Annotated in this window: 12 protein-coding genes and 2 pseudogenes; 6 read left to right on the top strand and 8 right to left on the bottom strand. The window is 61.8% G+C overall.

The genetic code is table 11. The features are described from left to right. Nucleotides 1-7: 7 nt before the first annotated feature. A pseudogene (locus IGS68_RS31650) lies at nt 8-283 on the top strand (proton-translocating transhydrogenase family protein); the annotation flags it as partial. Nucleotides 284-303: 20 nt separating this feature from the next. Continuing rightward, nucleotides 304-1,704, top strand: coding sequence for an NAD(P)(+) transhydrogenase (Re/Si-specific) subunit beta (locus IGS68_RS31645; protein WP_201083253.1), 1,401 nt, complete (start codon nt 304-306; stop codon nt 1,702-1,704). 311 nt (nt 1,705-2,015) lie between these two features. On the opposite strand, the gene IGS68_RS31640 is transcribed toward IGS68_RS31645, so the two are convergent. Together IGS68_RS31640 and IGS68_RS31635 are read right to left on the bottom strand one after the other, a co-directional pair. Then, nucleotides 2,016-2,240, bottom strand: a complete 225-nt coding sequence (locus IGS68_RS31640) for a hypothetical protein (RefSeq protein ID WP_201083251.1) — start codon at nt 2,238-2,240, stop codon at nt 2,016-2,018. Between the two features lie 44 nt (nt 2,241-2,284). Then, a pseudogene (locus IGS68_RS31635) lies at nt 2,285-3,112 on the bottom strand (sodium:solute symporter family transporter); the annotation flags it as partial. A gap of 211 nt (nt 3,113-3,323) precedes the next feature. Between IGS68_RS31635 and IGS68_RS31630 the strand changes: the two are divergent. From IGS68_RS31630 to IGS68_RS31615, 4 genes are all read left to right on the top strand, one after another. Next, a complete protein-coding gene (locus tag IGS68_RS31630; RefSeq protein ID WP_247881519.1) occupies nt 3,324-4,658 on the top strand; it encodes a tyrosine-type recombinase/integrase in 1,335 nt (444 codons plus the stop codon). Nucleotides 4,659-4,908: 250 nt separating this feature from the next. Then, the gene (locus IGS68_RS31625) at nt 4,909-5,838 is read left to right on the top strand and encodes a hypothetical protein (RefSeq protein ID WP_201083246.1); all 930 of its coding nucleotides are present in this window, start codon (nt 4,909-4,911) and stop codon (nt 5,836-5,838) included. Between the two features lie 611 nt (nt 5,839-6,449). Beyond that, a complete protein-coding gene (locus IGS68_RS31620; protein ID WP_201083244.1) occupies nt 6,450-6,668 on the top strand; it encodes a hypothetical protein in 219 nt (72 codons plus the stop codon). An 86-nt stretch (nt 6,669-6,754) separates the two neighbouring features. Then, nucleotides 6,755-7,105, top strand: coding sequence for a hypothetical protein (locus tag IGS68_RS31615; protein ID WP_201083242.1), 351 nt, complete (start codon nt 6,755-6,757; stop codon nt 7,103-7,105). On the opposite strand, the gene IGS68_RS31610 is transcribed toward IGS68_RS31615, so the two are convergent. The 6 genes from IGS68_RS31610 to IGS68_RS31585 all read right to left on the bottom strand — a co-directional run bounded on the left by IGS68_RS31610 (nt 7,095) and on the right by IGS68_RS31585 (nt 14,290). Then, nucleotides 7,095-7,376, bottom strand: a complete 282-nt coding sequence (locus IGS68_RS31610) for a hypothetical protein (protein ID WP_201083240.1) — start codon at nt 7,374-7,376, stop codon at nt 7,095-7,097. The two genes, IGS68_RS31615 and IGS68_RS31610, sit on opposite strands and share 11 nt — an antisense overlap. After that, entirely contained in the window at nt 7,376-7,576 is a 201-nt protein-coding gene (locus IGS68_RS31605; RefSeq protein WP_201083238.1) for a hypothetical protein, read from the bottom strand. Before IGS68_RS31605 ends, IGS68_RS31610 begins: the two co-directional genes overlap by 1 nt. Nucleotides 7,577-7,679: 103 nt before the next feature. Further along, nucleotides 7,680-7,856, bottom strand: coding sequence for a hypothetical protein (locus IGS68_RS31600; protein WP_201083236.1), 177 nt, complete (start codon nt 7,854-7,856; stop codon nt 7,680-7,682). Beyond that, complete coding sequence (locus IGS68_RS31595; protein ID WP_201083234.1) at nt 7,853-8,710, bottom strand: hypothetical protein; 858 nt, start codon at nt 8,708-8,710, stop codon at nt 7,853-7,855. Before IGS68_RS31595 ends, IGS68_RS31600 begins: the two co-directional genes overlap by 4 nt. Continuing rightward, nucleotides 8,700-9,452, bottom strand: coding sequence for a hypothetical protein (locus IGS68_RS31590; RefSeq protein ID WP_201083232.1), 753 nt, complete (start codon nt 9,450-9,452; stop codon nt 8,700-8,702). The genes IGS68_RS31595 and IGS68_RS31590 overlap by 11 nt, the downstream gene beginning before the upstream one ends. After that, entirely contained in the window at nt 9,449-14,290 is a 4,842-nt protein-coding gene (locus IGS68_RS31585; RefSeq protein WP_201083230.1) for a phage tail protein, read from the bottom strand. The genes IGS68_RS31590 and IGS68_RS31585 overlap by 4 nt, the downstream gene beginning before the upstream one ends.

The raw sequence follows: 14,290 nt of genomic DNA, 5'->3' as shown, positions 1-14,290 counted from the left end.
CACCGGCCTGACGGTCTTCGCGCTGGCCTGCTTCGTGGGCTACTACGTGGTATGGCGGGTGACGCCGGCGCTGCACTCGCCGCTGATGAGCGTCACCAACGCGGTGTCCTCCGTGATCATCGTCGGCGCGCTGATCGCGACCGGCAGCACGGCCGGCTTCACCTTCTCCACGATGCTTGGCTTCCTCGCCGTCATCCTGGCCTCGGTCAACATCTTCGGCGGCTTCATTGTCACCCAGCGCATGCTGGCGATGTACAAGAAGAAGCAGAAGAAGACAACCTGACAACGGAGCCCTGAACCAACATGGCCACACTAGCCCCGCTGGCATACCTGGTCGCCGCCATCTGCTTCATCATGGCGCTGCGCGGCCTCTCCAGTCCCGAGACCTCCCGCCAGGGCAACAATTTCGGCATCGCCGGCATGGTGATCGCCATCGTCACCACGCTGATGCTGCCGGGATTGATCTCCGGCCTGTCGATCACCCTGATCCTGGTCGGATTGGCGATCGGCGGCACCATCGGCGCCGTCATCGCGCGCCGGATCGAGATGACGGCCCTGCCGCAGCTCGTCGCCGCCTTCCACTCCCTGGTCGGCCTGTCGGCGGTGTTCGTCGCGATCGCGGCGTTCTACGCGCCGGAAGCCTACGGCATCGGCACCTCGGGCGCCATCCGCACCGGCAGCCTGATCGAGATGGCGCTGGGCGTCGCGATCGGAGCCATCACCTTCACCGGCTCGCTGGTCGCCTTCGCCAAGCTCCAGGGCCTGGTCAGCGGCAAGCCGCTGGTCTTCAACATGCAGCACATGCTGAACGCCGGCCTCGGCATCGTGCTGGTGCTGTGCATCACCTGGCTGTGCGTCTCCAACTCGACCGCGGCGCTCTGGATCATCGTGCTGCTGGCGCTGGCCCTGGGCTTCCTGCTGATCCTGCCGATCGGCGGCGCCGACATGCCGGTGGTGGTGTCGATGCTGAACAGCTATTCCGGGTGGGCGGCGGCCGGCATCGGCTTCACGCTGGAGAACAACCTGCTGATCATCACCGGCGCGCTGGTCGGGTCTTCCGGCGCCATCCTGTCCTACATCATGTGCAAGGGCATGAACCGGTCGATCTTCAACGTCATCCTGGGCGGCTTCGGCGGCGACAGCGCCGCGGCGGCGGCCGGCGGGCCGGCGGGCGACCGCACGGTCAAGGCCGGCTCGGCGGAGGACGCGGCCTTCATCATGAAGAACGCCTCGTCCGTGGTGATCGTGCCGGGCTACGGCATGGCGGTGGCGCAGGCGCAGCACGCGCTGCGCGAGATGGCCGACCTGCTGAAGCAGGAGGGCGTCGAGGTCCGCTACGCGATCCACCCCGTCGCCGGCCGCATGCCCGGCCACATGAACGTGCTGCTGGCCGAGGCCAACGTCCCCTACGACGAGGTGCTGGAACTGGAGGAGATCAACCGCGACTTCGGCCAGACCGACGTGGCCTTCGTGATCGGCGCCAACGACGTGACCAACCCCGCCGCCAAGACCGACCCGACCTCGGCGATCTACGGCATGCCGATCCTGGACGTGGAAAAGGCCAAGACGGTGGTCTTCATCAAGCGGTCCATGGCCTCGGGCTACGCCGGCGTCGACAACGAGCTGTTCTTCCGCCCCAACACCATGATGCTGTTCGGCGACGCCAAGAAGGTGGCGGAGGAGATCGTCAAGGCGGTCGCCTGACCCGCGGCTGTCCGGAACCTGGAACCGTACCCGATCAGGTCGATCCGCCCGAGACGGCTGATCCGATGCGTTGCGCCATGGGCGCAACCTACGATCGTCGGCCCGCATCATCTCCGCCCTGCATCGAGCCGTAGGTTGCGCCCATGGCGCAACACAGTGCGGAGAGTGGAACGGCAGGCTGCGAGGACCGGAGCGGTTCAACCTGATCGGGCACACCTCCAACCCCTCGGCAAAAGGCAGGCTTGGGATCTAAAGTGCCCCAGCCTGCTTTGCCCAGGCGTCCGGCGGCGGCATGATGCTTCCAGAAGCTGTCACCACAGGCTCGCGATTGATGTTTCGGCGCTTGTGCAGTAGGCGCCAGTCACCGCACGGAAGACTTCCACGCCCTCCGCCTCGGCGGAGGTACGGACGGCATCCCGCAGGAATTCGTCCGCCACCGCGTCAGCTTCACGTCCCAGCATTTCCGTCAGGAGTTTCCTCCACCCGGCCAGGCGCAGGCCGCTGACGGTCACGGAAGGCAGGGGCGTGATCAGCACGTCGACATCGCCGTCCTCAACCCAGGACCACCGGTCCCAACCCGTCAGTGCGACACCGCCGCCGAAGCGCCGATGCCGGTCTGCGAGCGGACCTCCTGGTCCTCGAACGCGGCCCGCTCCTTGTCCGCCGACGGGCTGCGGTCCAGCTTGGACACCACGACGGTGACCAGGAAGGCCAGCGTCATGGAGAACAGGGCAGGGTGCTCGTAGGGGAAGATCGGCGCCGGGTTCTCCAGCACGACGACCCACACCGCCTTGGACAGCACGACGCAGACCACCGCCGAGATCAGTCCGGTCAGGCCGCCCAGCAGCGCGCCGCGGGTGGTCAGGCCCTTCCAGTACATGGACAGGATCAGCACCGGGAAGTTGGCCGAGGCAGCGATGCCGAAGGTCAGGCCGACCAGGAACGCGACGTTCTGCTTCTCGAACAGGATGCCCAGCACCACGGCCAGCACGCCCAGGACCAGCGAGGCGATCCTGGAGACCCGCATCTCCTCCGTCTCGGACGCCTTGCCCTTGCGGATCACGCGGGCATAGATGTCGTGGGAGATCGCGGAGGCTCCCGCCAGCGCCAGGCCGGACACCACCGCCAGGATGGTCGCGAACGCCACCGCCGACAGGAAGCCCAGGAACAGGTCGCCGCCCAGCGCCTTGGACAGGTGCATCACCGGCATGTTGCCGCCGCCGATGATCTTGCCGCCGATCACGCCGCCCTCGAAGAACTGCGGGTCGGTGCCGACGATGGTGATCGCGGACAGGCCCAGGATGCCGACCACCAGGAAGAAGAAGCCGATGAAGCCGGAGGCGTAGAACACGCTCTTGCGCGCTTCCTTCGCGTTGGGGACGGTGAAGAAGCGCAGCACGCGCGGTGGTTTAACCATCTGTTTTATTTGATTAATTTTTCAAAATCCCGTTCTAACAGATAATCACACGGCTTTCGCGCCTTGACGGCGCTGGGTTTTTACTGCCTCATTCTCGCAACGAAATCGCGTTTTTACTTGAGGGAGGAATGGGGTGCCCAGGCCAAGGAAGCTTAACTATGTCACAGTTCCAAACATTGCTGAGGATCGCTGCGTGATCTTCATGAGGGGCGCGCGCTGGCATGCGCGGCTGCGACTCGACTCCGGCGCCACCAAAACCGAAACGACGAAGACCGCGGAACTGGAGAAGGCACAGCAGACTGCATTCGCCATGTGGCACTCGTTCAGTGGGGAGATAAGGGCGGGTGGTGCCCCGCGGAAGAAAACGTTCGGCCCTCTGGCGCAGGACTTCCTGCGGTACGAGAAGACGCAGGGTCGATCGAAGCACATGCTGTACCGCTGGGATATGAAAATTAGAGTGCTGACCCGACACTTCGGCACCAAAAAACCATCGCAGATCACAAAAGATGCCTGGACATCCTACATTGTTGATCGGATCGACAGCGGCAAGGGCATTCGGGGCGGCCCCTTGTCAAGGGAAACGCTCGAAGCCGAGATGCAGACGATGTCGTCGATTTTGAAGTACGCGCATGAGAAGAAACTGATCAACTATGTCCCAACTCTCAAGTTACCTAAGACCGCACCGAAACCGGCCTCCCGTCCTTTCCTGAACGGGCTCGAACTGCAACAACTCCTACACACGCTTGAACAGCGGGTTGCCGATGCACGCGGTGCCGAGATCCGCTATGCCCGCCAGATGTTGCTCCACTACTGCGCCATCCTGGCGGCAACCGGCATGAGGACGAATGACGCCCTGCTGCTCCGATGGGGCGACCTCGATTACGAGATGACGCCCAGTGCTCTGCGGATCATCACCCTCTATCTCCGCGGCAAGGACCAGCCCCGGACCAGCATCGCCCTCTTGGATGCGATCAAGTGGATCGATTCCTGGCGGGAGATCTGCCGGGCAACCGGTCCCGGCGACCTCGTCTTCAGCCGGGGCAAGAACATCCCATGGAATGCTCGTGAGCGAATGAAAAAGGCGCTGAAGCAGGCTGGGCTGTTAGAGGATCGGTTCGGTCGAACACGTACCCCATACTCGCTTCGCCACTCGTTCGCGATGGCGATGCTGCAACATCCCGAATGCCGCGTCGATGTGCTTGCGAAAGTGATGGGCACATCCGTCAAGATGATAGAAAAACACTACGGCAGCCACGCCACCATCGTCCGTGACGCCGATTTGCTGCATCGCATCCGAACACCCGATCCGCTGACCGACCCAGAGACAATGGCAAAGCTACGGATCGAGGCGAATGAGTATTTCGCACATCAGGACGAGATCCTGGTCAAGCTGGCGGAGGAGCCAGAAGCGGATGACGATGATGAGGATGAGGAACCGCCTGTGCGTGCCGATAGCGCCTTAGTGGCCGCCCGTTCCCGTTTCTCGCTGCGGCGGAACCAACTGGCGCTCAACAAAGATGCGGTCAAAAATGCGTAGACGGGCAGCATGGTAATCGTGACCGACTTCTTAATCAACTGGAGCGAGAAAGATCCGGATCTTTCGTCGTGGGCGAGGCCGGTGTGACTTCCATTATACCCCACTCCAGCCTCAACTTTCTCCCTTCAGCAATCGACTGACCCGCAGAAACCAGATCTCCAAAGGAGTATACCTGCACGATAAAGAAGGTTGGTTGCACCTCTTCTATCATTGCGACATGTTTAGCTGCAACATAGTAGCGGAATGAAGCATGCCAAGCGCACAACTGAGCCTCTATCTCGATCTAGAGCAAGGTGAATTAGCTGATCTCGAAGTCGTTGCGAAGGCAGCCCTCGCATTTTCTGCCGCACTAAGAGAAGCGATTTATGTAATAGATCCTTCAACCGGAATAAAGATCGAGCTTGTAAGCGGTACTGAAGGAAGTCTAAGTCTCAACTCTCTGATTTCAGCAGTTAAAAATCAGAACAGCAAAATTACAAACCGCTCACTAGGAGCGTTGATGTTGCTCGCTGCCGGCTGGTTTGGACCTGAAGTTGCTGCATGGGGTCTTGGTAAGACCATGGATTTTCTACTTGAACAGGTGCAAGGCGAGAAAACGTACACCAAGGAGGAGGTTGAAGAGATCATTGAACTTGCCACTAAAGCATCTAAAAATGAAGTGGCCAAGGAGCGGGTGGGCGACATTTTCAAGGAACTAGCCAAGGATTCCGCAGTTAAGGGAGTTGGCGTGACACCAAAACCGGGCAAAAAGCCCGATCACATTATATCAAGGAATGAATTCCCTGTTCGATCAGGGGAACCATTGGAGAGTGCTGTCACAGACCTTCGTCGGACTAGCACCACTGAAGAAAAGGTTCGGCTTATCAGCCCTGTTCTTGTCTCCGGCCCACGACGATGGAGGTTTTCTGGACGGACGGGCGAGTTTGGCGCTCCGATTAGGGATGTTGCTTTTCTAGAATCCATGGCGAATGGTGCGCTCGCAGTACCACTAGCGAGCGGAATTGAAATGGACGTAATGCTCGAAACAACTGAAGTAAGGAAAAAAGGAGTCTGGGAGATAATAGAGCGAAATATTATTAGCGTAATTAAAGTCTATCCGCCTGTTCGGCAAGCAAGTTTGTCGTTACCGCCCCCGCCGATACCAAAGAAGAAGCCCACAAACGATAAAAAGGATAATTGAGGCTACAGTGGATGCAGTGGACCCCATTCCCTGCTTGATGAAGCTCAAGCAGATCCAACCGATTATCACGCATGATAGCGGTATTACCCAACCCACTAATTTCTCAACAAGCCACGGGTTCATGTTTGATGTCCCCCGTGCCGCATGTGGCACATGACGAACTATTTAGATCGTTTTCCCGTGAAGGAAAACTATCCTGATGGGTAATATATAGCATGAGATCGCCCACAGCAAGGATTTACGATGAAAAGCACTCAACCATAAGGTGGATTTATTAAATCAAAGATAATTCTCGCGATGTTCGATCAGCAAGCACGTGTCGGCTGGACCAAGGCTTTCCGGTTCGGCGTCCTGGCGGTCTCACTCTGGCGGTTTTCCGTAACATCCCTTATCGGTCGCCTCGAACCGGCGCTTTCCCCTGTGATCTCAACGGGCTCCCGGCAGAGTAGAAGTTATTCCGGCCGATCCGGGCGCCGGGCAGGGGGCTTGACACAAGATCTGGTGCTGCCGGTGGTTGAACCGGCCGGCGACCGATCTTTTTTCCACGCCGGGCCGGGCGGTAAATACCGCCAGGATCAGGACCACCGCGGGCAGTCAGGAGGACCGGAGCGATGCCGGATCTCCCGCCCCTGCCGCACTGGCCCGACTGCCCGGTGGTCGAGGTCTGCTATCAGATCCACGAGGTGGTCTACGAGCGGTACCGCCGCGATCCCACGCGGGAGAACCGACGCGCCTGGGTGGCCGCCCTCCAGGCGGTCAGCGGAGCGATCCGCGACTGGCGCCGCCGGCAGGACGCCCCGCCGTGGCCGCAGGCCCCACCGGATAAGTAGGGCAGGGGTCGGCGCAATCCTGGGTCCATGTGGCTGCTCAATCGCATCCCCTGGCCGACCCCGCTCCTGACCGCGGAGGAGAGACCGTGACCGGAAGACCGAAACCCGAGATCCTGGCCCAGCACATCGGGCGGGACTTCAGGGCGACCGAGATCCTGCGCGCCCAGGGCGTGTTCGTCCTCGCCCTCGACGGTGTGCCGGTCGGGCTGCGGCGCCGGAACACGCTGGTCGATTATCCCGGCCCCAAATACTCTAGGACAGTATTCACCAACGCCGGCCACTGCTACGGGCTGGCGCGCAAGCTCAACAAGCTGTTCAAGTGGAACCGCTTCACCGTGCTCCACTACCCGGTCGCCGGGGAGGAAGGCGTTTTTCTCAGCGAGGGCGATTACTATTACGTCTACGGGGTCGAGCCCCCGCCGGGGTTCAACGGCTAGACTTTGTACTAAATGCTGGGTTTGTAATCCTAAATAGGGTCCCGCACCCCGTGCAGTAGGCGTCGATCGATCTGAAGATCAGGTTCTGCCCGGTGATCTCGGACCGCGTCGCGCACTGCGGGCAGGAATAGTGGATCGGCCCAAGCTGGAGTCGGCCGTGCGGCACCTGGGGCTGGGTCACCACCGGCCCGCGCTTGGTCTTGGCGCGCGGTTTCTTCGGCGGCACCGCGCCGGGAAACTGGATGACGGTCGGCTCCTGATCATCGGCCATCAGTGCCCCTCGATCACGAGCACGTGGTTGACCAGCCGGCAGGCCGGGTTCTCGGCGACGGAGTATTTGCGGCACCAGACCGCCGCGGTGTGGGCGCTGCCCAACAGCGCCATGCTGGTGAAGCTCATGAACAGCCACGCCACCAGGACCAGCTTGGCCGTCAGGACCCAGACGCTGAGGTCCTCGGTCCGCTTCCTCATGGCAACCCCCGCACCAGGGTATGGAGCAGGCTGCCGGCCATCACGGCCGCCGGGCCGAGGACGACGATGCTCGCCATCAGGGCCAGGATGTAGCGGGCCTCGCTCATCGCGGCACCACCTTTCCGTCAACCACCCGGTGTTTGGCGGCACTGACCAGCCCGAGGTGCTCGACGATCGCCTCGCCCTCACGGAGATTGACCTCGGCAAAGCTCCGCTTGCCGGTGAGCACGGCGACGATGACGCCGGAGGCGACATGGTAAATGACGTAGCGGGGTATCATCGCTTGAACATCTCCCACAGAACCTTGACGTTGCCGCTGTCGAACATGAAGAAATTGTCGTTATTATCGATAAAAATCGTCTGATCGATCAGCAGCGTGTAGAGCTTGCCGGGCACAGTTGACGGCAAGATAAACTTCTGGTGGTAGTCCCGCGAATAGCTGGTGGTGAACCACTGGGACGGGTTGATCGGCATCTGCTGGGCCAGATGGGACTCGACGTGCAGATCCGAACTGGCAATCCAGACCCAGTTGTCGGGATCTTCCATGTCGATGATCTCGCACAGGATCGAGCAACTGACCTGCCCCGGCCCGCGGAAAAACGGATAGGACTCCGCCTGCTGGACGATCACCTCGATGATCATGGCGGAGCCGTCGCCCTCGAAGTCCAGGGTCAGCAGATTGGTAGACCAGTCGCTGACCGGCACGATAGCGCCGCTGCCGGGGTCCTTGCCCCGCTGTGCCCAGGTGCCCACGGTCTCGATGATCGTCCGGTCCGTCACGGCGTCGGCCGCGATGTGGATGGTATCGACACTGGCCGGGCCGACGCTGGCGCCGGTGGGGATCGCGGACGCACTGACCAGGGTCGAGTACTTGGTGTCGCTCGCCGCGTAGGTCCGCACCACGCGCACCCAGTAGAACCGCTCGACGGTGGCGATCCGGTCCTCGTCGATGAACTTCACGTCCGTCGTCGAGCCCAGCTTGGTCGCCGTGGCGAAATTGTCCGTGGTGCTGCTCCAGACCTCGACGCGGGTGTAGTCCGCCGGGTTCTCCCAGGTCAGCAGCACCGACTGGACGCCGCCGACGGCGGTCAGGTTGGCGACCGGCTGGACCGTGACCGTGTAGTTAAATGACATTTATCGTAACCTCCTCGGTCACGTAATCGGGATGCTCGAACCGCAGGCGATGCGGGGCCTTGAGGTTCGAGGTGAACGAGAACGTCCCGCTGACATGGGTGTAGACCTGCTCCGTGATGCCGGCGGCGGTAGTCATGTCCTTGACCAACGTCACGGTGGTTCCCACCGGGAAGTTGATGGCGGCCGATCCCGTCAGGGTCGCCGGGCTGCCGGCTGCCGGGCTGAGGGTGGAGAACGCCACCGACAGGGGGTCCCAGGGGGTGTTGAAGTAAGACTTCGAGCCGTAACCGTTACCGCTCTCTCCGCCCCCTGTGCCGGGCGGTGGATCACCATCGGAGTTGTCCACCAAGTAGCTGCCGGAATCTACCCCCTCATCGACCTCGATGTAGGACAGCGCCGGGTTGACGGTCTTGTGGATCAGGGCCTCCTCGGGTGTGATGTGTAGGATGTAGAGGATCTTGCCCGACGTGTCGGCCGTTTCGAAGAAGGCCCAGTACTTAAGCCCGCCATCGACCTCTTTTACGACGATGAAGCTCTGGACAAGGATGTCGTGGGTCGAGGGCGAGATCGGCTTGTCGGTGCCCAGCATCTTCATGTCCGGGTCATCGACCTGAAGCTCGATCAGGATCTGATCGGCCTCCGCCTCGCTGCCGTTGTAGACGAAGCGGATCGGAAGCCGATCGCTACTGCCTGCCACGGGATCGTCGGCCGGCGTGAAGAAGGCGAAATAGGTGTTTGTCATCGCATGGCTCCGAGCACGACCATGTTGGCCTGATTAAATCTTACAGTTGAGTCCTGAGCCAGCCACCACACCACGCACGTGTGAGTTCCCGCCGGACACAGCGTGTCACCACTCAGAGCGATGGCGTCATTCCACGCACCTCCCCATCGATCGACGAGATAATTCGTTCCGTCGCTCTTATAGATCTGCCCGCGCACGGTCCAGTTGCGGTTACCGCCGGGGAAGGACTGGCTGAGGCTGACCAGCATGATCAGGCGTCCGGGTTGTTTCATCACGATCGGGAACTGGAGGACCTGCTGGAACGTCCCGTTGCCCACCCTGGCGGTGGTGGTGGTTGCCGACCTCGGCACCAGAACCGCTTCGCTGGCGATCTTCAGGGTATCGACGCTGAGGTCACGAATGTACGCGCCATTGAGCCCGGACATGCCGAAGATCTCGGTACCGTCGTAGGCGTTCAGCCAGAACCCATAGTCCTGGAGCGATTTGTGCCCGATCCAGACGCGGTTGCGGCCGGTCCGGGGATCGTTCATCGTCAGCCGGCCGCCCTCGCGACCATCGAGGACCACCACGCCGTTGTTGGCGCTCAGGAAGGTGTCGGTCCGCAAATTGCCGGCCGCGAGCTTGTCCGCCGTCAGCAAGCTGATATGGGCACTGCCAATCGCGGCGGCCCCGATGAAAGTGGAGGCATTCGACTGGGTGATCTGGGACAGGGTCGCGAAGCTGCCGAACACCGGCTTGCCGCCGACCACGTCCCAGTTGACGCTGTCCATGATGGCGAGATCGCCCAGGCCGTTGACGCCGGCCGCGCTGACCGGCATCGGGCCGGGGGACCAGGGTGACAGTTCCGTCTGCGCAGCGGTCGCCTCGCCGAAGTAGGCCCGCGTCGCGATGCCGTAGGGGTTGGTTCCCGTATTGCACTGGCACCAGAAACGGATCGACGCCGTCACACTGTTGGCCGGAGCCGTCGCGAAGACCGAGGACTGACCAAGCTGATTCAGCCTGACAAACTGGCTGGTATTGGTGATCTGGTTGCCGTGGAAACTGCCGGTCAACCCGCCCGTCGCGTTGAAGAAGTAGATCGAGATGTGGACGTAGGCCGCCCGATATATTCCCATCAGGGCATGGGCCTCGTACCGCCTCCCGGCGATCACGGGATACCTGAAGCCGGACTGGCCGTCGTTGGCGATCGTGAAGGCCGTACCGCTCGTCGCCGCCGTCGGAATGCTCCAGAAGAGGACGCCGGCCCCTGGAATGGTGTTGTTGGCATCGGGATTGATCCCCAGCGTGACCACCCGGCCGGTCGAGTTGTCGGAGGTCTTCCATCCATCGGTGGAGCCGAGGACCGGGTCGGCGTTGTACAGCATGTTGATGCCGCGACCGGCGACGATCTCCGCGCCACCCACCGTGTCCTTGGTCGCCAGCCCGCCGAGGCCCGAGACCTTGGCGGCCGGAACGCCGGTGCCGCTCGACAGCACCAGGGCTCCGTCAGTGCCCCGGATCTCGATGCCGTAGTTGGTTGTGCCGCTGAGCAGGCCCATCTTGACGACATCGGTCGTGCCGTTCTTGACCTTGATCGTCTTGCTCGGGCCGTCGAGAACTAGATTGGAACCGCCGATGAACAGCGTTTCGGTATCGATGGTCCCCGATTGCACCTGATCGGCGCTGATCACGCCGGTGAACGACAGCACGGGCGGCGTGCTGGAGGTATCGACGATGAAGGGGATCACCGGGTTGGTCAGGCCCGCCGTCGGCTTCGCCAAGGCGAACTTGTCGGCGTTGACCACGAAGGCACTGACGGGCGTCCCCGTCCGCGAATTGCTCGCTAGGCCGAAGCCGCTGACATGCCCGTTGTTATCAATTTTAACCGTGTACTGGGCTTCCAGGCCGTCGATGCTGGAGGCCGACTCCTGGATCGCCGTCGTGTGCCCATCGACCTCGGTCTGGATCGTCGTCACCTGCGACGCCAGGGTCGAGACCGCGTTGATCCGCGCTGTCGTTTCGGTCTGGATCGCGGCGGCGTTGCCGGAGATCCGGGTGTCATCGGTTAGCTGCCACGCCGAACCGCTGTAGCGGTAAACCTTGTTCGAATCATCGGTATCGAACCACAGGTCACCCGCGTTCATGCCCGAAGTGGGGGCCGCCGCCTGCCGGTAGGTTTTGGAGCCGGTCTGGGCCGAGATGGTATCGACCCGCTGGCTCAGTGTCTCGATTGCGGTCTGCCGGGTCGTCTCTTCTGTGCTGATCCTGGTCTCCAGGATCGGGATAAGCTCGACCCTGTCGTAGAGGGCCGGGACCAGATTGGTTTTGTCGATCAGTTCCTCGACCAGATCCGCGTGGGAGATCTTGATCGTCGCGACCGTCTGCTCGCTGCTCTGCGTGACGCCATCGACCCCGAAGGCATCGAAGCAGGCATACCTTATATAATAGGTCTGGCCCGGAGCGGCATCGAGGACGATGAAGGTGTCCGGTCCCTGGTAGCGGAGCGACGCGGCGTCGCGCACGAAGTTGGTCGCCGTGCCGACCCAAACCAAAATCCCCTCGAAATCCAGGTCGGACGGCGGCGTGTAGCGCAACGAAATCGAGCGGAAGTTACCGGCCAGCGACACAGCCGTGGGCAGGCCGGGCGGCGGGTTGGTTGCCGTCAGTGTCGTCGCGGCCGACAGGGCTCCGAGCTTGTTCCGGACTCGGACGCTCACGACGAACGAGCGTTTCAGGCTATCGCGCTGATTATCATCGAAAAGATACGTGTAGGTGTTGTCGCGCGTCTCGACCGACCGCCGCAGGGCGTTGGTCGTGGCGTCGCGGATCTCGACGATATAGCGATCAAACAACACCGGGCCGATGCTGGTGTTGTCCCACGCGAAGGTCACATCCCTGGTATTGAACACGCCGGGAGCCCCAGCGGCCGAACCGACCACCTTGAGGTTGACGACCGCCGGGTTGGCCCGGCCGGAGTAGCCGGCGATCTGGTGGCCCAGGATCGTGACGAAGTTGCCGTAAACACCCAACGAATTGCGCGCCCTGACCCGGACATCGATCACGAGGCCGACCGGTAGGTTGTCGATCGAGTAGCTGGTCGAGGTCGAGGTCGCGCTGTAGGTCCAGTTGGCATCGCCGGCCAACTTCCACTGGATCTCGAAACTGTCCACGAAGACATCGCCCGGCGCCGTCCAGGTCACCAGCGCGCGGGAGATCAGGCCGCCGTCGCTGCCCTCGATGACCTGGGAGTTCGACGAATCAACGCTGAGGTTGGTGACTTCGGGGACGTTCCTCCAGTCCGGAAGCTGGCTGTTGGGTGCCGGATCGACCGTCTGCTCCTCGGAGGTCTGCCAGTCATACGCCTCGGGCGATGTCTCCCGGAGCGTGAGATCGACACCGATGCCGGCCTCGCCATCGACGGCCAAGCGCCATTCCGTGACCTCGAATGCCTTGTTAATCCAGCCTTGCCTCTCGCGCGTGACCATCACCACGTCGCCGACCTGGAGCCTGAAGGCAGTGAGTTTGCACTGGGCGGAGACGACGATCGGCTGCCTGGATTTGAGCAAATCCATTTTTGCCAGACGCTGGGCCGCGCTGGCCGAGGTCGTGAACGGCAGATCCAGTTCGCGGAACGTGCGGTGGCCGCCATCCTGGGCCATGAAGGTGTCCGACGCCACGACCGGGTAGTCGGTCGGCTGGAACAGGTTCGTCGGGTCGGTGTAAATGCCCTTGACGGCGTTGAACGAGTCGCGCCGGGAGGTCCGGGTCTGGATCTGGACGGAGCCGCGGAAATCGTTGTCGGTCAGCGTGACGCTGGGCGTCCGGTAGGCACCGACCAGCAGACGCCACTTGCCGCCGGCATAGGCGAGGTTACCGCCGCACGCCGTGAGCATCGCCTCCGCGGTATTCTTCGGACTATTGGCCGCGGAGAGTTCGATCGTGCCGTTCAGCACGTAGCGCCTTTCGCTCGACCCGTCGGCGAGGGGAACCAGTTCGTCACAAATGTTCGCCTGAGCGGACCAACTGGTATCCAGAAGTTCATCCGCCAGCGCCCCGATACCGCCGTCCTTTGACTTAGTCAGCAGATAGTCCCGAATGCACAGCGCGGCATTATCAGAGTAACGAGTCACGCCGTCACGGGGATCGAATACTTTCTTGCCCTTGACGATCGCCGTGATATTCGGGATACCCGATTGAAATATACTTTGCTGCCACTCCATAGTCACGACTATGTACGCGGTATTATTCCCCACGCAATCGGCGGTCCAGCGGTCCTCCTCGGGCAGATAGGCGGTCTCGTTGATCAGTCCCTGGTCAGCGACCTGACCGGGAGCCCCACGGTATTTGCGGACGCGGACCATGCCGCGTTCCCAAGTCGAGGACAAAGGATTGTTTCCGCCCCAGTCACCTTTAAAGTAATATGTGCCGGAGTTAACAATACCGTCCGGGCCGAGATCCAGCTTTTCATCGTTGAGATAGATGTCGCCGATCTCTTCCACTTCATGGCAAGCGAGCGGAATGACGAGATTTAACCATTTGTTCTTGTTAACGCCGGTGGGTTTGCCGTCCGGACCGAGATCGCCGTGGACATTGATGAAGACGATCGGCCCGCCGACGCGCATCTGGCCGTAGACAACCTGCCGCGGCGCCACCGCCTGCCGAACCGTGTGGGTTCTATCTTGCGCGAGGCTGCTGAAATCCGTCGCGTCGGGCGCCAGCAACATTGACGCGCCCGCCATGGCGGCCGACAGCGCGGCCGAGGCTGCCATCGCGCCCCAGTAGAAGGTCGTACCGGCGATCACGGTTCCGACGGAATAGGACACAGCACCGGCGACGGCGCCAATCGCGACAGGCGGCAT

It is taken from the genome of Skermanella sp. TT6 (assembly GCF_016653635.2).
Lineage (GTDB): Bacteria > Pseudomonadota > Alphaproteobacteria > Azospirillales > Azospirillaceae > Skermanella > Skermanella cutis.
Note: the sequence above shows the minus strand (reverse complement) of the source record. Positions and strands in the feature narration are given on the sequence as shown.

Coding starts and splice junctions, on each gene's coding strand:
- IGS68_RS31590 (WP_201083232.1), bottom strand. CDS start 9,452: ATGACAAACACCTATTTCGCCTTCTTCACGCCGGCCGACGATCCCGTG.
- IGS68_RS31625 (WP_201083246.1), top strand. CDS start 4,909: ATGCCAAGCGCACAACTGAGCCTCTATCTCGATCTAGAGCAAGGTGAA.
- IGS68_RS31600 (WP_201083236.1), bottom strand. CDS start 7,856: ATGATACCCCGCTACGTCATTTACCATGTCGCCTCCGGCGTCATCGTC.
- IGS68_RS31605 (WP_201083238.1), bottom strand. CDS start 7,576: ATGAGGAAGCGGACCGAGGACCTCAGCGTCTGGGTCCTGACGGCCAAG.
- IGS68_RS31620 (WP_201083244.1), top strand. CDS start 6,450: ATGCCGGATCTCCCGCCCCTGCCGCACTGGCCCGACTGCCCGGTGGTC.
- IGS68_RS31645 (WP_201083253.1), top strand. CDS start 304: ATGGCCACACTAGCCCCGCTGGCATACCTGGTCGCCGCCATCTGCTTC.
- IGS68_RS31610 (WP_201083240.1), bottom strand. CDS start 7,376: ATGGCCGATGATCAGGAGCCGACCGTCATCCAGTTTCCCGGCGCGGTG.
- IGS68_RS31595 (WP_201083234.1), bottom strand. CDS start 8,710: ATGTCATTTAACTACACGGTCACGGTCCAGCCGGTCGCCAACCTGACC.
- IGS68_RS31630 (WP_247881519.1), top strand. CDS start 3,324: ATGAGGGGCGCGCGCTGGCATGCGCGGCTGCGACTCGACTCCGGCGCC.
- IGS68_RS31585 (WP_201083230.1), bottom strand. CDS start 14,290: ATGCCGCCTGTCGCGATTGGCGCCGTCGCCGGTGCTGTGTCCTATTCC.